The organism is Streptomyces sp. NPDC018026 (genome assembly GCF_044327745.1).
Taxonomy (GTDB): domain Bacteria; phylum Actinomycetota; class Actinomycetes; order Streptomycetales; family Streptomycetaceae; genus Streptomyces; species Streptomyces rubrogriseus.
Window position 1 is genome coordinate 1 of record NZ_JBIRFY010000022.1, and the last position, 22,541, is coordinate 22,541.

The window sequence follows — 22,541 nt, forward strand, 5'->3', positions numbered from 1 at the left end:
TCCTCATGGCCCACCTCCGCCGCAGCTACCCGTGACGGTGCGTCACCGGCGCACGGAGGCACAACCCCGCTTCACGAAAATCTTGCCAGGGCCACGTTCACGTGCACGGCCACACCGCGGAAGCTGCGTGGGCCATTGCCTGCCCTCGCCAAGCAGGGCAAGGAACGGGCTGGCTCGATTCCGTATCAGCGAGGCAAGATCGGTCGTGTGATACGCGATCCTCGTGACGATGCCGAGTTGCTAGCCCTGGTTCGCCGGTATGTCACGCCCGAGCGGCGTTATCTGAAGCTCGGTGGCAGCTTGCTGCGCATGCAGAGTCCCGAGTACGACCGATTCATGCGAGATCTCGGTGAGGACGCGGGACTCATCGCCCCGGATGAGATCGCCACGCTCCTTGAGGGCGGTTGGAGAGAACGGAGAACTGCTGCTTGGTTCATAGCTGTCTCCCGTCGGACCGAGTTCCGTGAGCGCCTCGGGGAACTCCTGCTGGCCAGCGAGGTCTGCTGTGTTGGGCTGGCCTACAGCGTGGCCCTGGCCAGCTTCGGAACGGCGCGCGACGCCGATCTGCTCGCCGCCTACCTGGACCGCTACCTCCCTCGCCCTGACCTCGCGTACGACCAGACCGTCGTCATGGGCGCTCTCGAGTTCATCGACCTGAACCTTGGAGGTGGTCAAGCCGACCGCTTCAGGGAACCAGGGGGCCTGTGGCAGCAGTGGCTTCAGGATGCACCTCACATGCAGGGCGACTCGGACCCCACCCCCTTCTTCTTGAGCCTCATTCGTCGGCTTTGCGCGTTCGTCGACGAGTGCGCAGAAGCACGATGACCGCCCCCGTCTTGTGGTGGTCTCTTTGGACCACGGCCGCCGCCCGGGGGAGCGGTCAGATCTGTGTGCGGGCCGCGATGTAGTCGAGCCAGTCGCGTCTGGCCTATCCGGTCCAACGGGTGGCGTTGCTGATGCTGGTGCCTGTGAAGTCGGCCAGGACGGACGCCGGCAGGTCGGTGGCCAGCGCGAGACGAGCGTTGTTGCGGCCGGTGCGAGGCGCGATGCCATGTCGGCGGAGCTTCAGATTGAGGTAGGTGGCTCCGAGAGGGCATGCGGGCTCCTGGCCGGGGAACAGTTGGGCAGTTCCAGGGCCCGGCGCAGTCGCGGTCGGGGAGTGGTGCGCGGGCCAAGAGGTGTCCGCCCTGCGGGGCATGGCCTCCAATCGTTCGTCGCGCGACGGCAGCACCGCGTCGGCGTGTTGGGGAGATCGTCGAGCTGTTGGTGGGTGATCTCCTCATCGGAGGTGACTAGCTGGGACAGGAGGGCGGGCACTCCGGCACGGTGAGCCAATGCGCCACTCTGCGGGGGAGTCCTGCGGCGGCGAGAGCCGAGTGGAAGTTCTGCCGCTGTGCGGGGACCCGACAGGCTGTGGACTTCGAGACGCCGAACAGCGGAGCGAGCTGTCGCAACGTCAGATTGGTGCGCCAGTAGGCCGTGACCAGCAACACCCGGTCCTCCAGCGGCAAGCTCCTTGGCCGGCCTCGATGGACCACATCTGCTCCATTGCGCCGCAGCGTCGTCAGCAGTTGGCCAGGGCACGCGGGCTTAGCTCCGCGAAGGGAGTTGTCCAGGACGGCTCCGATGCCGTGATCACACTCGCCACATCATGACCATCACTCAGGCCGGTTCAATGCCGAGACAACCCCCACAACTACGCTGATCGGGGCAGTCGACAGTGCGCAAGACCCGGGGGAAACCGTGAACCGACCGCTGCTGTTCCTCGACGTGGACGGGCCGCTCAACCCCTACGCGGCCAAGCCGGAGAGGCGTCCCGACGGCTACACCACACTCAGAGTCCTCCGGAACGACGTCTCCAACTCGGTTTCGAGTTGTGCTGGGCCACCACATGGATGGACGACGCCAACCGTTGGATCGCCCCGGTCCTCGGCCTTCCGGAACTTCCCTTCGTGGACTACGCAGGCGACCGTCCCTTCGCCTGGGTGGACGACGAGCAGAGCGAACTGGATCAGACCTACGTGACCGCCCACCACCAAGGGCCCGGGCTGCTCCACCACGTCAACCCGCGGATCGGCCTCCGGGAGAACGACTTCCACACACTCGCCGACTTCGCCCGCTCCCTGGACACCTCACGAACCACCGGCTGAAAACCTCGCCAGCTCTCCAGACGGCTCCGCACTCGGAGCCAAGATCTTTGCGGAACAGCCCTTAGTACCGCCTCACACGAAACGGGAGGGCTCAGGTCTTGGATCGGCCGAAGTATCCCAGCGGCACCTGCGCACAGCCCCCATCCCGAAACACGAACACGGTCGGCTCCGTGTCGTGCTCGTGACGCAGATAGCCCCCGTATCCCTGGACTGCGATGTGTGGTGCGACCAGAGCCAGCAGGGCGTCCAGCATCAGCAGATTGTCATCGACCCAGTAGTTGCGCGCGAAGAGTTCCCACACGGGGTGGCCTCGTTCGTCCTCCATCGACTCCGAACGACGCAGGGTTGCCGAGTCTCCTCCTGGTAGTCGGCTGCCGGGAGACGTGAGGAGCAGCGGCCAGGGATGCTCCTCCTCGTCCAGGCCCTCTGGACAGTCGGAGGTCATGCCCAGGTGCCAGCGACAGGCGGCCAGGACGGACTCTGGTACGTCGCAACGCAGGAAGCAGGACAGGACGATCTCGTAGCGCTCACTCATGGCCCGCATTATGAGTACCCGCACTGACATCGCCAGCTCCGTAGGAGGGATCGGGTCAATTGGGTGTCGGCGCCCCAACTGCGCTGCCGCTGCGAGTGCTTGCAGCGGCAGACCGCCGATCTGCCAGGCCCGGGTGTTGGTGGACTCCGGGGAAGTGATGTCACATCCATCATGACAGGTCAGAGGGTGTTTTCGTAGGAGGAACGGCACATGCGGTTTGCCTTGTTCGCCCCTCTCCGGGGCGCCCAGAATTTCCGTTATGAATCACTCGGGGAAAGTGGATCAGGACGACATCGTGCGAGCGCGGAACGTGCTGCTCGCGTCGGGACGCCGCACGCCGGGCGAGGAAGTTGACGCCTACCGGGTGCTCTCCCAGGTCAGCCCCGCCGCGTACCTTCCTCTCTTGGCCAGGGCGCTGCAACGCCTGAGCTACGACGCCAGCGTCGGCGAGTGGCATCCCTTCTCGCTCGCGCTGTGCGAGGAGGCGGTGGCCGCGGCGCGGTCCATCGACCCGGCTGAGACTGCCCGGGCCAACGTTCTGTACCAGGCCCTCGACTCGTGCCAGCGACAGCTGTACATGGCGGGCCGACGCGCAGAGGGACTTGCCATGCGCGCAGAGATGCTCGCCATTGGCCGGGCACAGGCCGAAGCGAGCGGAAACTCCGCGGTCCAAGGACTGGAAGACTGGGCTGCCGGTCTCTCCGAGGAAGGCCGGTACGCCGAGGCTGCCGATGCCATGACCGAGTTGGTCAATGCGATCCTGCCCCACGGGTCCCGCAGTGGGGCTCTCGCTTGGTCACTCCTTGAGTGGATCGCCGCTCTCCATGATGCCGGCCGGTTCGACGAAGCACTCGCAGCGTTCGAGACACTCGTTGGCATGGAAGCGGCCGAAGCCGCGAACGACAGCGGCCCGATGGCCTGCCATCTCTACTCACTCATCGGGTATGCACACATGCTCGACGCCAACGGCCGAGGCGAGCAGGCTGCCCACGTGCGGCAGGACGCACTCGCATTGCTGACAGAGTTGGCGGACACCGGTGAACGCAAATCCTGGAGTGGCTACCAAGCGTCGTTCTGGGCGGTGCTGCTGACCATGTCCGGCGCCGACAGCGATCGGCCTCCGTCCGATGGGCCTCGTCCGCCTTCGGGGGTTGGGGTCATGCGGTGGTCGTCCGACACCACGCAGCGCTACTTCGACAGCCGTCATGCCCTACGTGAAGAAGTCGATGCCCTTGCTCCGCGAGCCACGGAGGATCCTGACCGGCATCTGGCCGAACTGGTCCGCCTGCATCGGGTTCTCACTGTCCGTTCCGCCGTTTACTGGGAGCACCGGACCCATCTGTTCGTGGAGCGGGTGGGCTCCCTGTTCCACGACGGAGTGTGCCTGGCCCGTCGGCTGGCTCAGCACGACCCGGTGCAGGGACCGCGGACACTGGCGAGACTCCTGATCGACCGGTCGACCTTCCACACCGCCGCCGGCGAGTTCAGGCCCGCCCTGGACGACTTCCGCCAAGCCCTGAGCTACCTGGGGGAGGCCAATTGACCCGAGCCGTCCAACATCCGCTCCCAGGACTCCTGCACACAAGCAACTCGCGCCAGGCTGAGAGAGATCAGCCATTCCGCAACTTCCAACAGCCCGGGTTACCAGTGGCCTCGGCGGGCACGCTTCGGGCTCGCTCGAGTCGTGGACGGCAGCAGCTCGCCGGGCGACCCGTCCGGGGTGATGCGTACGCTGTCCTCCGAGCGGAGCAGGTCATCGAAGGAGGGGGCGGGGTGATCCGCTGCGTGATGACGTCGAGTTCCCGCCCGGTGTCCCGGTCGTGGAAGACGTGTTGTCAGGCATACGTGCCTCCGGTTCGATGCCTTTCGTCCGCTCCGGTCGTTGGGCGCGGCACGGGAGCCAGGACGGCGCATGCCTCGCTGACCGGAGCAGCCGCGTCCGACGAGCCGATCACGGTCCTTCGTCGCTACAGCCGCCATAAGAAGCGACGTCTAAACCAAATGAAACCGACAGTCGGGAATCAAACGCTCACATGGTCGCGGCCGGCGACCACCAGGTATCCATCGCTCTCGGGGTCGAAGGTGGTGGACTGCACCGTGAGCCCGATGCTCCGCAACTGCGCCACGAGGTCCTCGTACCGGTAGGGCCAGATGGACAACCGCTCCGAGCAGGCTCGCACTGCCCCATCCGGCTCGACCTGGGCGACCACGATCTCGAGGAAGTGTTCCTGCTCCCAACGCGGTTCGATCTGCCAGTAGTAGCTGACGACCGCATCGCGGTCGTTGCGGCGGATGAGCCGATCACGGACGTCTACCCGTGAGCCGGCGGAGCGCACGAGCTCCCAGTTGCGTGAGTGGAGCACTAGGCGTCCGCCCGGATTCAGCAGCCGCGACATCGCTTCCAGTGCGGTCAGGCGCCCGGCTGCGCCCTCGGCGTGTCCGAGCGAGTTGCCGACGCAGAACACCAGATCGAACGTGGAGTCCTGCAGGTGGTCGGGCAGCTCGTCCCAACTCGCGCGGAGGGCTCGAAGCGGGACACGCTGCTCGTCGGCGGCCTTCTCGGTCCGGCGAACCATCCCGTCACTGGCGTCTGCGGCGACCACGTCAAGGCCAAGACTCGCGAGACCGACGGCGAGCTGTCCGGTTCCACACGCGCAGTCGAGGACGCGTGCGTTGGGCGGCAGAGAGCCCACGACATCGCTGTAGTACACCGCGGCCGCCTTGGCGGGGGTCAACCTGTCGTCCCCGATCAGCCACTCGTACACGTCGGAAAGCGCCCCATAACCAGCCATCGCGACAACCTCCATCACTCGACGACGCGCAGGCTGGACCGCCCTGCGATTTCGGACCTTGCGCCTCGCACTGTGCCGGGCCGTGTCAGCGAGGCATTGAGCAGGACCCAACCACTTCCGGCCGCCGAGACTCCACCGGATTTCGTGAGAAACCGCGACACGCCGCACCGACGCAGGTCCCCACTTCGCCGGTGGGGCGGTTGTGCAAGTCGAGGCAATCGTCAGTCAGTGTTGCGCGACCGCGGAGCGGTGCGTGGGCGATGCGCCCGGACGTCCACGGGGCGTCCATCTGGATCGCGAGCTGTCATCGTCCACTGTGTGGGGAGTGTCGCGATCGGTCCGACCGGCCACCCGGCATCCAGGATTCGGTCGCGAACCTCGCACAGCTGCGCGTAGGTGCCCACGCGAAGCCCCCATCCCGCATTGCCGAGGGGATCGAGGTCAGTCGTGGGGGCGGCGGCGGTTTCGACGATCATCAGATGGTCGTCCCCGCCGACGTCGATGACTGCGATCCGAGGATCGGAACCTGTCGCGGCGCGCTCGAACGCGAGCGCCGCTCCGAGGAATTCCGTGTAGTACCCCACGAGCCGGTCGAGGTCGGCCGTGCACAGCGTCAGATGATTGATTCCGAAGAGATCGGGCATGGCGCGCCCACTGTAGTCCGGTGTCGGGGGAGTGCGCCGGGCCCGACCGCCGGTCGCAGGCGTGCTGGTTCTCGGACTCGGGGCTCCGCGCGGGCTGCGGGGCGGAGCCCGCGGCCCGCGGCGCGGAGGCACCGGCGAGCATGGCGAACACCAGGACCGCGCCCAGCGCACAGACCCCGGCCACTCACCACAAGGCGATGTGCCACGCGCTGGTGAACTGGTCGGCGAGGACGGCGTGTTCGGGCCCGTCCGGCAGGTCTCCGGACGAGATCTCCTTGGCCAGGCGGGCCGAGCCGACCCGGCTCCGGACCAGGCTGACCAGAAGCGATCCGACGCGTTCACCTAGGGAAATCGGGCTCCACGGTAGCCTGGCCGGCGTGGCAGAACAGGTGCGCGACACAGGTGACAGCCGACTGACCGAGCGTGGCCGAGCGACTCGACAGCGCATCCTCAGGGCAGCCGACGACATGATGCGTGTCCGGGGTGTCGCCCTCACGACCCTTGACGACGTCAGAGCAGCCAGCGGAACGAGCAAGTCCCAGCTGTATCGCCACTACCCCGACAAGGACGCCCTGGTGCGGGACGTTGTGGCCCTGCGGGCCGCCGAAATGCTCGAACGCCAGCAACAGCAACTGCGCCGGCTCAACTCCTTCCGAGGGCTGGAACGCTGGCGCGATGCGCTGATCGAACGAAATGCGCTGCACAACGGCGCCTACGGCTGTCCGCTCGGTTCCCTGGCCGGTGAGCTGGCCGACCAGGACGAGGAGGCGCGCCAGGCGATCGCCCGCCACTTCGCCACCTGGGAGGGGCTGCTCGCGGCGGGGCTCGCGAGAATGAGGGAGTCGGGGATCCTTGTGCACAACGCCGACACGGGAAAGCTTGCCACCGGCCTGATGGCAGCCGTGCAGGGGGGCTACCTCCTGGCCCAGACCGCGCGGGACGTCGCGCCCATGAAGATCGCCATCGACATGGCGATCGCCCACGTCAAGAGATACGCCGCAGCCGCCGGGGAGCAGACCGGCGGCGAGTGAGCGGGACGACCGCGGACCCCCTGGGCGGATCGGGCGCCGGGCGAGCGTCTCCGGTGGTCGGAGTGCACCGGGACCTATGCACCGCACGAGGCCCGGAGTGCCGGGGAACGCGCGTCGTAGAGGTGCTGTAGAGCCCTGGTAGACCGGACCGTGGCACAGTCGATCGCAGAGCATGAAGAGGCATTCACTGTTCAGCGCAGGAGGGTTCTCATGGTCACGGATTTCGAGGGCAAGAAGATTGTCGTGGTCGGTGGCGCCAGTGGAATGGGGCTCAAGACCGCCGAGAACGTCATGGCGGCGGGCGGCAGCGCCGTACTCGTCGGCCGCGCGGGTGACAAGCTCGACGACGCCGTGGCGGCCCTCTCGCGATCCGGCGCCGCGTGGTCGGTCGCCGCCGACCTGGCGGACCGGGACGACGTCGTCGAAGCGCAGAAGCAGCTGGCGGAGGACCACCCGGACGCCACCCTCCTCGTCAATGCCGCGGGGTTCTTCACCCCGAAGCCCTTCCTCGACCACGAGGTGGGGGACTACGAGGCCTACCACGACCTGAACCGGGCCATGTTCTTCCTGACCCAGACCGTGGTGCGGGGCATGATCGCCGGCGGACAGGGCGGCGCCATCGTGAACGTGGGCAGCATGTGGGCGCACCAGGCCATCGGCGCGACCCCCTCGTCGGCCTATTCCATGGCCAAGGCAGGACTGCACGCCCTCACCCACAACCTGGCCTACGAACTGGCGGGCGAGGGCATCCGGGTCAATGCCGTCGCTCCCGCGGTCACCCGCACCCCGCTGTTCGACAAGGTCTTCCCGGCGGACCAGCTGGACGGGGCCATGGAGCAGCTCGGCGGACTGCACCCGCTCGGCCGGGTAGGGACCCCGCAGGACCTCGCGTCAGCGATCGTCTTCCTGCTGTCGCCCGCATCGGCCTGGACGACCGGCGCCATCCTCAACGTCGACGGCGGCGTCATGGCCGGCCGCAACTGACCCCCGGACCGGAGCTCCCGCATCTGCCCTCATAAGAAGGAGCACAGCATGGCAGGCAGCCTCACAGACGTCACCGACACGACGTTCGCGCAGGAGGTGATCGGGAACGACAAGCCCGTGCTCGTCGACTTCTGGGCCGAGTGGTGCGGCCCCTGCCGTCTCGTCGCGCCCGTCCTGGAACAGCTGGCGGCCGAGTACCGGGACAGGATCGAGGTGGTCCAGCTGGACGTCGACGCGAATCCCCGCACGGCTGCGGAGTACGGCGTCAGGTCGATCCCCACCCTGCATGTGTTCCGGGGCGGCAAGGTGGTCGAGACCGTGGTCGGCGCCATGCCGAAGACAGCCCTGGAACAGAAGCTGGCGGCGTTCCTGCAGTAGTCGGTCGGACCGACCGGGTGCCCCGCAGGCGACCGGAGGAGCGAGACCATGATGAGCGGCGGACAGCGCGGCCGGACGGACGAAGAGAACGTCGAGGTCGCGGACAACGCGGACAACCGCTACTACGAGCTGCGCCACGACGGTCACACGGTGGGCATGCTGGTCTACGAGACGGTCGGCTCACGACGAGTGCTGACCCACACGACGATCAAGGAAGACCACCGGGGTCGAGGCCTGTCCCGTCTCCTGGTGCGCTTCGTCCTCGACGACCTCGCCGCCAAGGGCGCGACGATCACCAACTACTGTCCGGTGGTCGACCGGTTCATCGAGCAGAATCCCGTATACGAGAAACTGATCGACCCCGGTCATCCCGGCAGCTGGGGACGGGCTCGGGGCTGAGCGCGCGCGAGCGTTCCCCGGAGCCGTCCACCCCGCCGCGGCCCGAAGGCATCGGCGTTCACATCACTCCGTCCATGGCCTGGAGACCGTGATGACCGCTTCTGAAGATTTCCCCTCCTTCGAGGAGTCCTCGGCCTCCAATCCGCTCCGGTCGCAGGAGGGCTACGACGAGGACGAGCTCGGCGAGGACGTTCTCGACCGCGGCTACTCACCGGCGGAATCACCCTTCGCGGTCAACGAATGGGGACTCACCGCGAGAGAGGGAGCTTCCCACGAGGACCTCACGCACCGGCTGCGGCGGGAGCTCCCGGAGAACGACCCGTCCGACGACGACGGCGACGGGCTCGGCGACACGGTCGGTACGGACGGAGAACTCATCGACGACCAGGTCGGCGACAAGCGCGCGGGGCGCCTCCTGAGCTGGGACACCGGCATCGTGACCACCGGCTACGACGGCGACGACTACTGGGCGCGGGACGTCGGCATCGACGGCGGGGCGTCCTCCGCGGAGGAGGCGGCCGTCCACATCGTGCCGGACGCCGACGACGACTTCTGAAGGTCCGCGTCCACCGCCGCCGCGTCGCGCCCGGTCGCGGGGCGGCGCCTGCCCGGCAGCCCGGGTAGCGTGGAAGTGGGGCAGAACCGTGCAAAACCGCACGGGCGGGCCGCCGCGGCAGGGCTGGACAGGGTGTACCGGGCCTCGCGGGCGGTGGGAGGTAAGAAGCCACCGCCCGCCGACGCCCATCACACACGGCCGTCACGACGGCATCGACAACCGACAGCGAAGGACGGCGACCATGGCCATCGTCTCGCGAGGTTTCCACGGCCGAAGGCCGCTCGACAGTGCCGGACTGCCGCCCGGTCAGTACGAGACCACCAGTTTCCCGGTGCTGTCCGCCGGGCCCACCCCTCGTGTGCCCCGAGAGACCTGGGAACTGTCCGTCACCACCGAGACGGGGCAGCGGCACACCTGGGACTGGGACGGCCTGATGGCCCTGCCCGCGGAGTCCCCGACGGTCGACCTGCACTGCGTGACCAAATGGTCGAAGTTCGGCACCGAATGGCGGGGCGTCTCCCTGGACGTCCTGCTGGCGGACGTGGAGACGGCGGCGGAACATGTCCTTGTCGGCTCCTACGGCGGCTACACCACCAACGTTCCGCTCGCCGATCTGCTCGACGGCAAGGCATGGATCGCCTACGGCTACGACGGAGGCGACCTGACACCCGAGCACGGAGGGCCGGCCCGGCTCCTCGTCCCGCACCTGTACCTGTGGAAGTCCGCGAAGTGGGTGCGAGACATCCACCTGAGAGAGAGCGACGTTCCCGGCTTCTGGGAAGGCGCCGGCTACCACAACTACGGAGACCCATGGCGAGAACAGCGGTACCAGGGAGACTAGGAGAGCGGCTTCGGTGGCGGGTCGCCGAGGTGACCGGCCGCCGGACGGAATCCGCCACAGCCGTGACACTGGAGCTGGACGTGCCCGACTGGCCCGGGCACACGGCCGGCCAGCACATGGACGTGAGGCTGACCGCGGAGGACGGGTACAGCACCCAGCGCAGCTACTCCATCGCCTCCGCGCCCGGGGAAGGGCGCCTCGAACTCACGGTGCAGCGCCTGGCCGACGGCGAGGTGTCGCCCTATCTGGTCGACGAACTCGCCCCCGGCGACCAGCTCGAACTGCGCGGCCCGGTCGGTGGCTGGTTCGTCTGGAGCCACCGGCAGACCGAGCCGGTGCTGCTCGTGGCGGGCGGTTCCGGCCTGGTGCCGCTGATGAGCATGGTCCGCGCTCGCGAGGCGGCCGGCAGCAGGGTGCCGTTCCGCCTCCTGTACTCCGTGCGGACCCCGGAGGACCTGTTGTACCGCTCCGAGCTGCGCATGGGGTCGCCGGGGCTGGACACCACCTATCTCTACACCCGGGAGACACCCGAGGGCGCGCCGCGGCCTCCCGGTCGCATCACGCCCGACGATCTCGCACGACAGGGCTGGCCCCCCGACTTCGAGCCGACCTGCTATGTGTGCGGGCCGACGGGATTCGTCGAAAAGGCGGCCGCCTACCTGGTGTTGCTCGGACACGCGCCGGAGCGTGTCCGCACCGAACGTTTCGGCGACAGTGGAGGTTGAGATGGCGCCGACGAGGACGGATGAACCTGACGCGGACGGCGTCCCCGACGGACACATCGACGGAAACGCGCTGGCGGGCCCCCTCTCCGAGGTGTTCGCCGTCGACGTCACCGCCGCGACGAGCCGGTGCGCGTACTGCGGTTGTACGGGTCCGCTCGCCCGTCTCCACGTGTACGACAAGGCCCCGGGCCTCGTCGCGCGCTGTCAGCAGTGCGGCGCAGTCGTGCTGCGCATGGTGCGTGCCAGGGGTGCCGCATGCCTCGACATGACCGGCGTCGCCCTGCTGTCGATCCCTCTGGGTGAGGCGGGAGTCCAAGGGGCCTGACGGTGGCGGCGCACAGGTGTCCCCGACCGTCGGGAGGCCCGCCCGCCCGTCCCTCCGCCCGCACGCGCACGTACAGCCCGGCGAAGTGCTACTCGCCTTCGTCGGGCTGCTCCACGACGCGAAAGCGCGCCGTGCCGACACGGATCACACCGTCGGTCAGCGGGGTGCACCGGACACCGCCCTTTCCCCGGAGCGCCCGCTGCGCGCCGGGCCCGATGACGGCGTCCATCCACGCGCAGGGCCGTGCGGCTCGGTTGACCGCCAGCGCCACGGGGCCGCCGCCGCCGTCGAGTTCGACGGTCCGGCCGATGCAGGAGTCGATGTCGATGCCACGGAGCAGGACGTTTCGGCGGGTCTGCCGGAGATCGGCGCCGACGGGCAGACCTTCCACGGCCATCATGGTGACCGCCGCGTCCCGGTGCGCCGGCCGGGCGAAGTAGCGGTCGCCGACGATCCCCAGCCGGCTGCGCACCTCGACCTGCTCGACCAGGCCACCGTCCGGGTCAGCCGCGGCGCCGTCGGCCGGGCGTCCGGCGTATCGGTGCACCGGCGAGACGAGCAGCTGAACGACCTCCACCTCGCTGGGGAGGCTGTCGGGGATACTCATGGCGAGACGGACTCCGTTCCTGTGCCGGTGGGGCAACGGCGGTCGGCTGCGGCGCGGCCGCACGAGCGGGACGATGACGCCTGCCCGCCCGGCCGGTCCGGCTCCGCCTCGTCCATTCCACCCCATATTCCGTAGCGCCGCTGCGTACGGAGGTCCCAGTCGCCGCCCGCGGCGGTGCCGTGTGCGAAACGGGGGCGGCCTCGACGGAGACCCGGCCGTCCCGGCCGTCCCGGCCGTTGCGGGAGGAGACACCGGCGTCGGACAGGTGGTCGAGCGCACTGGTCATCTCTCCTGGCCTTCCGGTGGCGAGGCGAACCGCTGAGGGCCGCCGGGATGTGATCGGCTGCGCACCGCCGGACCCTTCGGACCGCGGACTCCGGCCCCCTCGGTCCGCCCGATCGTAGTCCGGCGGCCCGCGCGGTGGCAGGCCGCGCGACCGGGTGTCGACGCGCGGTAGAGGCGCAGTGGACGGAACGACCTCGGAGACGGGCGGACGGGTTCTGACCGCCGTGTCAGGCGTCGTCGTCCCGGCCGGACAGCACGAGCGACAGGCTGTCCGCCGCGCCGTCGGCGAGACGGATCGGAATGTCCCAGTCCCGCTGGTGGACATGGCAGGCCGGGAACGGGATCTCCGGGTCGTCGTCGCAGGACGCGGCCGTGGCGGACACGTGCAGCACGCCTTCCTGGACCGTCGGGTCCAGTTCGAGCAGGCGGGCCGGGCCGGTTTCCGCGCGCTCCCCGGCGCGCAGCAGTTCGGGCGGGGAGGCGGAGACCAGGAGCCGGGTCGCGGGCCCGTATCGCGTGTCCAGCTTCTGTCCGGCGGGCGCTCGGAAGACGACCTCCAGTCGTACGATGCCCGGTGCCACCTCGGTCACGTCCCGACGGGTGCGGTGGTCGGCGACCGCCGGACGCGCGGCCTCCCGCGGCAGACGCAACCGGGTCAGCCGGTGCCCGGCCGACTCGACGACCACGATGTGGTCCCCGGCGACCACGGCGTCACTGGGCTCGCGCAGGTCGGTGGCGAGCGTGCTGACCTCGCCGGTCGCCGTGTCGTAGCGGCGCAGGGCGTGGTTGTAGGTGTCGGCGACCGCCACGGAGCCGTCGGGCAGGGCCGTCACGCCCAGCGGATGCTGCAGCAGCGCCTGCCCGGCCGGACCGTCCCGGTGCCCGAAGTCGAACAGTCCGGTCCCGACGGCCGTTCGGACCGTGCCGTCGAGGTCGACCCAGCGCAGGGCGGAGGTCTCGGAGTCGGCGACCCAGAGCCGCTCCCCGGACGCCGCCAGCCCGGACGGCTGCGCGAACCAGGCCTCGGCGCCGGGCCCGTCGACGAGACCTTCGTTGGTCGTCCCCGCCGTGACGGCGACGCTGTCGTCCCGCGGGTCGTAGGCCCACAGCTGGTGCACGCCGGCCATGGCGATCCACACCCGGTCGTTCCACAGGGCGACGTCCCAGGGCGAGGAGAGAGCGACGGAACGGGCCGGCCCCGACGTGGGCTCTCCACGCCTCCACTGCCGGCCCGTGCCGGCCAGGGTGGAGACGACGCCCGTGACGGGGTCGTAGCGGCGCAGTGCGTGGTTGACGGTGTCGGCGACGACCACCGAGCCGTCGTCGAGCAGAGCCAGGCCCTGCGGTTCGTTGAACGACGCGCCGTCGGCGGCACCGTCCGCGAAGCCCCGCTCGCCGCTCCCGGCCCGCCGCACGACACTCTCACCGTCCGGTGCCAGCTCCACCAGTTGGTGCCGGGTGCTGTCACTGACCAGGAACGTCCCGGAGGGCAGCAGCAGCGCCTTGCCGGGGAAGCGCAGGATCGTCGGCTCCGGTTCGGGCGCCACGTACGGGCCGTCGCCGCGCCGCAGGGTGCCCTTGGCCAGGTGCTCGGTCTCCAGCTCCTCGACCAGCCGCTCGATGGCGGGCGCGTGGCCCTCGCCCGCGTACTGGGCGACGACGTAGCCGTCGGGATCGATCACGACGAAGGTGGGCCAGGCGCGTACCGCGTACTGCTTCCAAGTCGCCAACTCAGGGTCGTCCAGCACGGGGTGCTCGACCGCGTAGCGTTCGACGGAGTCCAGAACGGCCCGGTGATCGGCCTCGTGCGCGAACTTCGGTGAATGCACGCCGACGATCACCACGGTGTCCCGGTGCCGCTCCTCCAGCCCGCGCATTTCGTCGAGGGCGTGCAGGCAGTTGATGCAGCAGGAGGTCCAGAAGTCGACGATCACGATCCGCCCGCGCAGGGCCGCCAGCGTCGGCTCCCGGTCACCGGTGTTGATCCAGCCGCCCCTGCCCTCCAGCTCAGGGGCGCGAACCCGGATGCGCTTCGCCATGCCTCAAGCCAACCACACGGTCGGCGTGCCCCGCCTGCGGCGCGGCGGGAGCCACAGAGTGCCCGTCATACGTGACCTGGCCCACCGCTGCCAAAGGCTCCGCTCGAACCCGGCAGCCAGCGGAGGCGCGTCTGGTCCGCGCTCCGACGGCTGGGGGAGTGATGGAGCTGGTACGGCCTCAGGCGCGGGGTCCCGTCCGCCGCCGGCGGGATCTCGTCGGGTTCACGCCTCTCGAACTCCTCGTGGACGGCCCCGGTCGCCGGAAGCATGCCGTGCTCTTCGGCGAGGGGACGCCGGGGCTCCCGATCCATGACCCGCACGCCCAGGCACACGGCCCAGACCAACGCGCCCGCGATCACCAGCCCTCCTGCGAAGGCGACCGTCGGGAGCGTGTGTGAGGACGCGGCGAGCGGTTCGTACGCTTCGGTGTTCATGGAGTGTTGCTGTCCTCTCGTCCGGTACGGAACGCCAGTGATGCGCCGCTTCGTCGTTGAAGTGGGCGACGCCCGGGCCGGGTCCGGCGCTCGCCCCGTGGTCACTCACTGATAGCGGCCGTCGAAGCGGGCCCCGCTCCGCAGGTCCGCGAAGCGCAGGCCGACGACGCGCCCCTCCTCCACCGACCATCGGAGGTCGTAGGAGGCCCGGTAGTCGGGCGGCCAGAAGGAGCAGAAGTGTCCGTCCTCGTCGACGGACCACGTACCCGTCGTCTCGCGCCCCCGCTCGGTGTAGCGGGTGGCACCGTCCGGTTCGAAGGACTGCGTGGCGCCGTCCTCGTAGACGATGGTGCCCGCCGTGACGGCGGCGGCGATCCGGTCGGCCGGTACTTCGGCGCCGTCCTCGGCCGACGGGCCGTCGAGGTTCTCGGTCATGGTGCGCTCCTCCTGGCGGCAGCCCGCTCTCAGGCTCCGGTGTCGCTCTTGCCGTGGGCGTCGAAGAGACTCAAGTACTGTCCGTAGCCTTCCTGTTCCAGTTCCGCGGCCGGGACGAAGCGCAGGGACGCGGAGTTGACGCAGTACCGCAGCCCGCCGCGGTCGTCGGGCCCGTCGGGGAACAGGTGCCCGAGATGGCTGTCGCCGCGGGCCGACCGGACCTCCACGCGAAGCATGCCGTGGCTCGTGTCGGGCCTCTCGACGACGTGGCCGGTCTCCAGCGGCTTGGTGAAGCTGGGCCAACCGGTCCTGCTGTCGTACTTGTCCACCGAGGCGAACAAGGGCTCGCCCGAGACGACGTCCACGTAGATCCCCGGTGCCTTGTTGTCCCAGTAGGCGTTGGCGAACGAGGGCTCGGTCTCGTCCTGCTGGGTCACGCGGTACTGCTGGTCTGTGAGTTGCGAGATGCGTTCCGGGCTCCTGCGGTACTCAGGCATGTCCACCTCCGGACGGCGCGATGCGTCGGTTCCTCACAGGTACTGCGTCGCGGACGCCGGAGTTCTTACCGGGCACCGGGCACCGGGCTCCGGGCTCGGGGCTGGCCTCCTCGGCCGCGACACCGACCGAAGTCCCGCAGCCGTCCGTCGGCCAGGACGCCGGTGAGTCCGCCGCCGTCCGCCCTGGACAGCTTGGTGCCCCCGCCGTGCGACACGTCCGGGTGGCCACCGCTGGTCCGGCCCGGCCGGGTCCCGGGTGCCCGCCGTCGCGACTGAGCCCCGGAGTCCGCAGCGGTGCACGAGACCCGCCGGTTCCCTCGGCGCCCACCACGTGCAGCCGGCATCTACCAGCGCTCTACCGCCGCTCTACCGGCCTTCCGGCGCGGCGGCTCCGCACGGGAGGCTGGCCGCTGCACCGGAGCCGCCGCTCCACCGGAGCCCGAGGAGGACACACGTGGTACTCGGCCTGCCCGGCACGATACGGGCCTGTCTCTTCGACCTCGACGGTGTCGTCACCGACACGGCCTCGGTCCACGCCGCCGCGTGGAAAGAGGCGTTCGACGTGCTGCTTCGACGACACGAGGGCGACGAATTCCGTCCCTTCACTCTGGAAACCGACTACCGGCGATTCGTCGACGGGCGCCCGTGGGCCGACGGCGTGCGGACCTTCCTCGCCTCGCGCCGCGTCGAGCTGCCCGAGGGCCGTCCCGGCGACCCGCCCGGCCTGGACACGGTGCACGGACTCGGACTCTGGAAGAGCGGGCTGTTCGAGGAGCGGGTCCGAACGCAGGGGGTCAAGGTCTGCCGGGACACCATGGACTACCTGATGGCACTCCGCGAGCGGGGCGTACCCTCCGCGATCGTCACGTCCAGTACCAACTGCCGCGAGATCCTCCGGGAAGCGGATGCGGAGACGCTCTTCGACGCGTGGATCGACGGACTGGTGGCCGAGAGGCGGGGACTACGGGGCAAGCCCCACCCCGACACCTTCCTCGCGGCCGCCCGCGATCTCGGCCAGAGTCCCGCCGAGTGCGCGGTCTTCGAGGACGCGCTGGCGGGCATGGACGCCGGCCGGTCGGGCCACTTCGGCTGGGTGGTCGGCGTCGACCGGGTGAGCCGGGCGGACGAGCTGTACGCCCACGGTGCCGACACGGTCGTCGCGGACCTTGCCCGCCTCGTCGGCACCCCGGGCAGGGGGGTGCGACCGTGATCGACCAGCCGTCCTACGCCGTCGAGCCGTGGACCCTGCGGGAGACCTCGCTCGATCTGAACACGCTCTCTCAGAGCGAGTCCGTCATGGCCCTGTCGAACGGCCACATCGGATGGCGCGGCAATCTCGACGAGGGCGAACCGCACGGCCTGCCCGGCTCCTACCTCAACGGATTCCACGAACTGCACCCCCTGCCCTACGCCGAAGTGGGCTACGGCTACCCCGAGTCGGGTCAGACGGTCGTCAACGTCGCCAACGGCAAGGTCATTCGGCTGCTCGTGGACGACGAACCCTTCGACCTGCGCTACGGCGAGGTGCACCGCCACGAGCGGGTGCTCGACCTGCGCGCCGGCGTGCTGCACCGTACCTGCGAGTGGACGTCGCCCTCCGGCCGCGGCGTGCGGGTGCGGTCGTCCCGCATGGTGTCCCTGGCGCAACGGGCCGTCGCCGCCGTGGTCTACGAGGTGGAGCCGCTGGAGTGCGAAGTCCGCGTGGTACTGCAGTCCGAGCTCGTCGCGAACGAGGAGTTGCCACACGCCGAGGGCGACCCGCGGGTCGCCAGGACGCTGCGGTCGCCGCTGGTGTCCGTGGAACACGCCGCGGAGCACAACAGGCTGCGACTGGTGCACCGGACCCGGGGCAGCGGGCTCAGGGTGGCGGCGGCGGCCGACCATGGCGTGACGGGCCCGAACGGCACTCGGCTGAGCAGCGAGAGCAGCGAAGACGTCGGACGGCTGACGGTGACCTCCGTGCTCAAGCCGGGACAGCGGCTCAGACTGGAGAAACTCGTCGCCTACGGCTGGTCGGCCACCCGATCGCTGCCGGGCCTGCGCGATCAGGTCGACGCCGCCCTGGCCGGCGCCCGCAGCGACGGATGGCAGGGGCTCGCCGCCGAACAGCGCACCTACCTCGACGGCTTCTGGGCCCGCGCCGACGTCGAGGTCGACGGGGACGAAAGGATCCAGCAGGCCGTGCGCTTCGCCCTGTTCCACGTACTCATGGCCGGAGCCCGCGCCGAGGTACGGGCCCTGCCCGCGAAGGGACTCACCGGCTCCGGGTACGACGGCCACGCCTTCTGGGACACGGAAAGCTTCGTGCTTCCCCTGCTCACCTACAGCGAACCCTCGGCCGTGCGCGCGGCCCTGGAATGGCGCCGCTCGACCCTGCCGGCCGCACGCGCGAGGGCCGCCCAGCTCGGACTGCGGGGCGCCGCGTTCCCCTGGCGCACGATAGACGGCGCCGAGTGCTCGGCCTACTGGCCGGCGGGCAGCGCCGCCTTTCACGTCAACGCCGACATCGCGGACGCCGTCGTCCGCTACGTGGCCGCAACCGGCGACGACGACTTCGAGCGGGACTGCGGACTGGAACTGCTCGTGGAGACCGCCCGCCTGTGGAGGTCCCTGGGGCACCACGACCATCGCGGACGGTTTCACATCGACGGCGTCACCGGGCCGGACGAGTACACCGCGATCAAGAACGACAACGTGTACACGAACCTCATGGCGGCCGCGAACCTGCGCGCCGCCGCGGACGCCGCGGCCCGTTCCCCCGACCGTGCCGCCGAGCTGGGCTGGGACGAAGAGGAGGCAGCCGGCTGGCGGGACGCCGCCGACGCCGTGCACCTGCCCTACAACCCGCGGTTGGGCGTCCACGAGCAACACGAGGGCTTCACCCGGCTCGACCACTGGGACTTCGACGGCACAAGCCCCGATCAGTACCCCCTGTTGCTCCATTTCCCCTACTTCGACCTCTACCGCAAGCAGGTGATCAAGCAGGCGGACCTCGTCCTGGCCATGTACACGCGCGGAGAGTTCTTCGACGCGGCGCACAAGGCCCGCAACTTCGCCTACTACGAACCCCTCACCGTGCGCGACTCCTCTCTCTCGGCCTCCTGCCAGGCCGTCGTGGCGGCGGAGGTCGGCCACCTGGGCCTGGCCTACGAGTACCTCGTGGAGGCGGCTCTGATGGACCTGGAGGACCTCGAACGCAACACCAGGGACGGCCTCCACCTGGCCTCCCTGGCGGGAACCTGGACCGCGCTCGTCGCCGGATTCGGCGGCATGCGCCCGCGCGGCGACTCCCTGGCCTTCGCGCCGAGACTGCCGGAGCGCTTCAGCCGCCTGGCGTTCCGGTTGCGGATCCGGGGCCGCAGGCTCCTGGTCGAGATCGAGCACGCCCTGGTCACGTACACCCTTCTGGACGGCGCGCCGCTGAAGCTGTGGCACCACGGCGTCGCGGTCACCGTGGCCAAGGACGCCCCGCGCGGCCTTCCCGTCACCGAGCAACCCCACCTGCCCCCACCCGGTCAGGCGCCGGGACGGGAGCCCTTCTGCCGCGGCCGGGCCACGGGCACGGGCACGGGACGCGACACCGGGCTTCCGGTGCCATGAGCCGACCCGTGCGAGCGGTTCGATCGACGAGACGTAGACGGCACGAGGGCCCACTCCGACGCCGGCCCGGGCGCCATCCTCGTGTCGGCCAGAGGCGGGGGAGGGGAGAGCGGCAGCAGCCTGTCCCTTGCCTCATTGGCAATGGACTATGTAGTCCAGTATCGATCCTGCTAATCTCTGCCGGAGTAACCTGGCCAACGTGGCAGGACGGGTGCGGGACAACGGCGACTCTCGGCTCACCGAGCGAGGGCGAGCGACTCGAGAGCGCATCCTGACAGCTGCTGCCGACATGATGTATGTCAAAGGCGTGGCGCTCACAACGCTCGACGACGTCAGGGCGGCCAGCGGAACGAGCAAGTCCCAGCTGTACCGCCACTATCCTGACAAGGACGCCTTGATGCGGGACGTCGTCGCGTTGCGGGCCGCGGAAGTGCTCGAGCGCCAGTACCAACACCTGCAGCGTCTCAGCTCCTTCCGTGGACTGGAACGCTGGCGCGATGCACTGATCGAGCGCAACGCGCTGCACAACGGGGCATACGGCTGCCCGCTCGGTTCTCTGGCGAGCGAACTGGCCGACCAGGACGAGGAGGCGCGCAGGGCGATGGCCCGGCACTTCGCGGCCTGGGAAGACCTCCTCGAAGCCGGGCTCGCCCGTATGAGGGACTCGGGGGTCCTCCGCGCGGACGTCGACGTCAGCGGGCTCGCCACCGGTCTGATGGCGGCACTGCAGGGCGGCTACCTCCTCGCGCAGACGGCGCGGGACGTCGAGCCGATGCGTATCGCCCTCGACATGGCGATCGCCCACGTCAAGGCGCACGCGGTGCCCGCCGGGGAAGCGTCTGCGGAGGCCGGCTCCGACGTGGGCTGACCGGCGTCGGCGGGTGCCGGGCACTGCCGTTCGTGCGCGCGGCGTCCCTTCGCTTCGGTTCGGATGAGTTCAAGTTCTCACAAAGGTGAAGGACGACCGTCTCGAAAGGGACTATTTAGTCCAGAAATTCGGGGCGTGCTGCGGTACGTTTGAGGAAGGTGGTCCCTCTCGCGGACAGCCAGGCAACTCACCTTCACAAGGCCTCAGGGCGGTACGAGCCATGCACACAGGCATCCAGTTCTCGGTCCTCGGCCCGGTCCGACTGCACAAGCACGGTGTCGAGGAGGTGGCCGGACAGCCGAGGCAGTGCGCGGTCCTTGCCTCACTCCTGCTCAGAGCCGGCAGGCCGGTCAGCCTCTCCACGCTGGTGGAGGACGTGTGGGGCGACGAAGCTCCGCCCTCCGCCGTCGGCTCGGTGCGTACCTACGTCTACCGGCTCAGGCAGGCCCTCGGTGAGCACGGCGACAGCTTCGTCAGGCTCGTCGACGGCGGCTATCTGCTCCACATCAGACCGGACGGCCTGGACCTGAACCGCTTCAGGCAGACGACGGCCCGGGCGCGCGAAGCGCGCAGCGGTGGGGACCTCGCACTGGCGGCGGAGCTGCTGTCCGAGAGCCTCGGAATGTGGAAGGGCGTCGCTCTGGCCGGCGTTCCCGGACCGTTCGCCGGCATGCAGCGAAGCGTGCTGGGCGAACTGCGACTCGCCTGCGCCGAGGAGCAGCTGGCCTGCGAAGTGGAGCGGGGGCGCTATGCCGAGGCGGCCGCCGAGCTGTCGGCCCTGCTCGTCGAGCACCCGCTGCGCGAGCGCGTCTGCGGTCTCCTCATGACCGCCCTGTACGGAGCGGGACGGCAGTCCGAGGCACTGACGATCTACCACACGACCAGCCACCTGCTGCGTCAGCGCCTTGGAGTCAACCCCTCACCGGAGCTGCAGCAGGTTCACGAGCGCATTCTCTCCGGGCGGTTCCAGCTCCCGCCGAGCGCCGACCGCCCGGTCCGTGAGCGGCACTCCGGGTCGCCCCAGGCACCTGCGCAGCTGCCGGCCGGCCTCCCCGGCCTGGTCGGGCGTGAGAAGGAGCAGGAACAGCTGGAGCGACTGGCGAACGAAGCGGCGGCCTCGTCCTCGGTGGCCATCTGTGTGGTCGGCGGGATGGCAGGGGTCGGCAAGACGGCCTTCGCCACAGCCACCGCACACCGCCTGGCCGACCGCTTCCCCGACGGACAGCTCTTCGCCGACCTGCACGGCGTCGACGCGGACGCCGAACCCCGTGACCCCGCGGAAGTGCTCGCGGGCTTCCTGCACGCCCTGGGGGTGCGGCCGGAAGCCGTGCCCGGGACCGCGCAGGCCCGCGGGCTGATGTTCCGCGGTCTGCTGGCCAAGCGCCGCATGCTCGTCGTGCTCGACAACGCCGACAGCACGAATCAGCTCAAGGACCTCCTTCCGGGGAGCCCCGGTTCCATGGCCCTCGTCACCAGCCGCATGCAGCTGCACACGCTGGTGGCCGCCTACCAGGCGCTCCCACTGACCCTGCTGCCACTGAGCCAGGCCGACGCGCGCAGCTTCCTGGCCCGTCGTCTCGGTGCGGCGAGGACCGCGGCCGAGCCGGAGGCCGTCGACCGTATGATCCAGTTCGCCGGGCGCCTCCCTCTCGCGCTGGCCAACGTGGCGGCCCGCGCGGCCTACCGCCCCCAGATGCATTTGGCGAGCCTGGCCGACGAATACGCTCCCTGCGGGCACGGCGTCCTGGACGCCTTCGCCGGTGACGAGGACCCGGTACTCGACGTCCGCGCCTCGATTGCCCGGTCCTACGGTCTGCTGGATCCGGAGGCAGCGTCCCTCTTCCGTGCCCTGAGCGGTGTGCCCGGAGCCATGTTCGCCGCGTCCGACGCCGCGCGCCTGACCGACCAGCCCGAACACCGGGTCCGCCAGACGCTGCCCCGGCTGGTCCACGCCCACCTCATCGCCGAGGTCGGGCCGGGCAGGTACAGCTGGAACCCACTCGTCGCCGCGTTCGCCGCCGAGCGGCTTGCGGCACCCGAGCGGGCGCCCGGGGGCTGACACCCATCGGCTCGTGCGTCCGCGGCGTCAGTCCGGCCTGCTCGGGTGCGAGTCGCCGGGCCCGGGCGTCGGCTCGGAGGCGTCCGCCAGCCGGCGCCGGGCGGTCTCCAGGGCCTGCCGCACGTCGCGGGTGCCGGTCGACACGCACAGCGTGTACGCGAGGTCGCGGGTCCGAGGGCCCGGTTCGCCCGTCGCGTCGGCCGGTTCGCTCACCGCGGCCGCCTCGTACTCCGCTAAGAGCCTGCGCAGTACCGCGGGATGTGGCATCAGCATCGGCGTTCCTGCTCCTCGGATCGTTGGGAATTCCACTTCGTTGGCGCTGCGGGCCCGAATGTTCTTACCTGCCTCGCCCAGCCG

The 22,541-nt window shown here is 69.8% G+C and carries 23 protein-coding genes and 2 pseudogenes; 15 read left to right on the forward strand and 10 right to left on the reverse strand.

Features of this window, described 5'->3' with window-relative positions:
• The first annotated feature begins 207 nt into the window (after positions 1-207).
• A complete protein-coding gene (locus ACH4D3_RS38330) occupies positions 208-825 on the forward strand; it encodes a DUF6000 family protein (protein WP_398332498.1) in 618 nt (205 codons plus the stop codon).
• A gap of 575 nt (positions 826-1,400) precedes the next feature.
• On the opposite strand, the pseudogene ACH4D3_RS38335 reads toward ACH4D3_RS38330, so the two are convergent.
• Positions 1,401-1,648, reverse strand: a pseudogene (locus tag ACH4D3_RS38335) (transposase family protein); the annotation flags it as partial.
• Between the two features lie 95 nt (positions 1,649-1,743).
• On the opposite strand from ACH4D3_RS38335, the pseudogene ACH4D3_RS38340 reads away from it, so the two are divergent.
• A pseudogene (locus tag ACH4D3_RS38340) lies at positions 1,744-2,150 on the forward strand (hypothetical protein).
• A 91-nt stretch (positions 2,151-2,241) separates the two neighbouring features.
• On the opposite strand, the gene ACH4D3_RS38345 reads toward ACH4D3_RS38340, so the two are convergent.
• Positions 2,242-2,685: a hypothetical protein gene (locus tag ACH4D3_RS38345; protein WP_398332394.1), complete on the reverse strand. Its 444-nt coding sequence runs from the start codon at positions 2,683-2,685 to the stop codon at positions 2,242-2,244.
• A 277-nt stretch (positions 2,686-2,962) separates the two neighbouring features.
• On the opposite strand from ACH4D3_RS38345, the gene ACH4D3_RS38350 reads away from it, so the two are divergent.
• Positions 2,963-4,228 (forward strand): hypothetical protein, encoded by a 1,266-nt coding sequence (locus tag ACH4D3_RS38350; protein ID WP_398332396.1) that lies wholly within the window; start codon positions 2,963-2,965, stop codon positions 4,226-4,228.
• Positions 4,229-4,706: 478 nt separating this feature from the next.
• Here ACH4D3_RS38350 and ACH4D3_RS38355 read toward each other — a convergent pair whose 3' ends face one another.
• Positions 4,707-5,477, reverse strand: a complete 771-nt coding sequence (locus tag ACH4D3_RS38355) for a class I SAM-dependent methyltransferase (RefSeq protein WP_398332499.1) — start codon at positions 5,475-5,477, stop codon at positions 4,707-4,709.
• Positions 5,478-5,698: 221 nt separating this feature from the next.
• Entirely contained in the window at positions 5,699-6,121 is a 423-nt protein-coding gene (locus tag ACH4D3_RS38360) for a VOC family protein (protein WP_398332397.1), read from the reverse strand.
• A 377-nt stretch (positions 6,122-6,498) separates the two neighbouring features.
• Here ACH4D3_RS38360 and ACH4D3_RS38365 point away from each other — a divergent pair, with 377 nt between their 5' ends.
• From ACH4D3_RS38365 to ACH4D3_RS38400, 8 genes are all read left to right on the forward strand, one after another.
• On the forward strand, positions 6,499-7,152 hold the full coding sequence (locus tag ACH4D3_RS38365; RefSeq protein ID WP_398332399.1) for a TetR/AcrR family transcriptional regulator: 654 nt from the start codon (positions 6,499-6,501) through the stop codon (positions 7,150-7,152).
• 210 nt (positions 7,153-7,362) lie between these two features.
• Positions 7,363-8,136: an SDR family NAD(P)-dependent oxidoreductase gene (locus tag ACH4D3_RS38370; RefSeq protein WP_398332401.1), complete on the forward strand. Its 774-nt coding sequence runs from the start codon at positions 7,363-7,365 to the stop codon at positions 8,134-8,136.
• A gap of 48 nt (positions 8,137-8,184) precedes the next feature.
• Positions 8,185-8,514: a thioredoxin gene (gene trxA / locus ACH4D3_RS38375; protein ID WP_398332403.1), complete on the forward strand. Its 330-nt coding sequence runs from the start codon at positions 8,185-8,187 to the stop codon at positions 8,512-8,514.
• A 48-nt stretch (positions 8,515-8,562) separates the two neighbouring features.
• Entirely contained in the window at positions 8,563-8,913 is a 351-nt protein-coding gene (locus ACH4D3_RS38380; protein ID WP_398332405.1) for a GNAT family N-acetyltransferase, read from the forward strand.
• 91 nt (positions 8,914-9,004) lie between these two features.
• The gene (locus tag ACH4D3_RS38385; RefSeq protein ID WP_398332407.1) at positions 9,005-9,469 is read left to right on the forward strand and encodes a DUF5709 domain-containing protein; all 465 of its coding nucleotides are present in this window, start codon (positions 9,005-9,007) and stop codon (positions 9,467-9,469) included.
• Positions 9,470-9,710: 241 nt separating this feature from the next.
• Positions 9,711-10,310: a molybdopterin-dependent oxidoreductase gene (locus ACH4D3_RS38390; RefSeq protein WP_398332409.1), complete on the forward strand. Its 600-nt coding sequence runs from the start codon at positions 9,711-9,713 to the stop codon at positions 10,308-10,310.
• Positions 10,280-11,035: a ferredoxin reductase gene (locus ACH4D3_RS38395; protein ID WP_398332410.1), complete on the forward strand. Its 756-nt coding sequence runs from the start codon at positions 10,280-10,282 to the stop codon at positions 11,033-11,035. Before ACH4D3_RS38390 ends, ACH4D3_RS38395 begins: the two co-directional genes overlap by 31 nt.
• A gap of 1 nt (position 11,036) precedes the next feature.
• Positions 11,037-11,360 carry a DUF6510 family protein gene (locus ACH4D3_RS38400; RefSeq protein WP_398332412.1) on the forward strand — a complete coding sequence of 108 codons (324 nt, stop codon included), beginning with the start codon at positions 11,037-11,039 and terminating at the stop codon, positions 11,358-11,360.
• An 88-nt stretch (positions 11,361-11,448) separates the two neighbouring features.
• Here ACH4D3_RS38400 and ACH4D3_RS38405 read toward each other — a convergent pair whose 3' ends face one another.
• The 5 genes from ACH4D3_RS38405 to msrB form a co-directional block, all read right to left on the reverse strand.
• Positions 11,449-11,967 carry a molybdenum cofactor biosysynthesis protein gene (locus ACH4D3_RS38405; protein ID WP_398332414.1) on the reverse strand — a complete coding sequence of 173 codons (519 nt, stop codon included), beginning with the start codon at positions 11,965-11,967 and terminating at the stop codon, positions 11,449-11,451.
• A gap of 512 nt (positions 11,968-12,479) precedes the next feature.
• Positions 12,480-14,291 carry an NHL domain-containing thioredoxin family protein gene (locus tag ACH4D3_RS38410; RefSeq protein WP_398332416.1) on the reverse strand — a complete coding sequence of 604 codons (1,812 nt, stop codon included), beginning with the start codon at positions 14,289-14,291 and terminating at the stop codon, positions 12,480-12,482.
• Positions 14,292-14,356: 65 nt separating this feature from the next.
• The gene (locus tag ACH4D3_RS38415; protein ID WP_398332418.1) at positions 14,357-14,725 is read right to left on the reverse strand and encodes a DUF6479 family protein; all 369 of its coding nucleotides are present in this window, start codon (positions 14,723-14,725) and stop codon (positions 14,357-14,359) included.
• 105 nt (positions 14,726-14,830) lie between these two features.
• Positions 14,831-15,160, reverse strand: a complete 330-nt coding sequence (locus ACH4D3_RS38420) for a hypothetical protein (RefSeq protein ID WP_398332419.1) — start codon at positions 15,158-15,160, stop codon at positions 14,831-14,833.
• A 29-nt stretch (positions 15,161-15,189) separates the two neighbouring features.
• On the reverse strand, positions 15,190-15,657 hold the full coding sequence (gene msrB / locus ACH4D3_RS38425) for a peptide-methionine (R)-S-oxide reductase MsrB (protein ID WP_398332420.1): 468 nt from the start codon (positions 15,655-15,657) through the stop codon (positions 15,190-15,192).
• A gap of 454 nt (positions 15,658-16,111) precedes the next feature.
• Here msrB and ACH4D3_RS38430 point away from each other — a divergent pair, with 454 nt between their 5' ends.
• From ACH4D3_RS38430 to ACH4D3_RS38445, 4 genes are all read left to right on the forward strand, one after another.
• Complete coding sequence (locus ACH4D3_RS38430) at positions 16,112-16,867, forward strand: HAD family hydrolase (protein WP_398332421.1); 756 nt, start codon at positions 16,112-16,114, stop codon at positions 16,865-16,867.
• Positions 16,864-19,257 (forward strand): glycoside hydrolase family 65 protein, encoded by a 2,394-nt coding sequence (locus ACH4D3_RS38435; RefSeq protein WP_398332422.1) that lies wholly within the window; start codon positions 16,864-16,866, stop codon positions 19,255-19,257. Before ACH4D3_RS38430 ends, ACH4D3_RS38435 begins: the two co-directional genes overlap by 4 nt.
• 211 nt (positions 19,258-19,468) lie before the next feature.
• Entirely contained in the window at positions 19,469-20,125 is a 657-nt protein-coding gene (locus tag ACH4D3_RS38440; RefSeq protein WP_398332500.1) for a TetR/AcrR family transcriptional regulator, read from the forward strand.
• A 220-nt stretch (positions 20,126-20,345) separates the two neighbouring features.
• Positions 20,346-22,184 (forward strand): BTAD domain-containing putative transcriptional regulator, encoded by a 1,839-nt coding sequence (locus ACH4D3_RS38445; protein ID WP_398332423.1) that lies wholly within the window; start codon positions 20,346-20,348, stop codon positions 22,182-22,184.
• Positions 22,185-22,211: 27 nt separating this feature from the next.
• Here ACH4D3_RS38445 and ACH4D3_RS38450 read toward each other — a convergent pair whose 3' ends face one another.
• A complete protein-coding gene (locus ACH4D3_RS38450; protein ID WP_398332424.1) occupies positions 22,212-22,457 on the reverse strand; it encodes a DUF5133 domain-containing protein in 246 nt (81 codons plus the stop codon).
• Positions 22,458-22,541 lie beyond the last annotated feature (84 nt).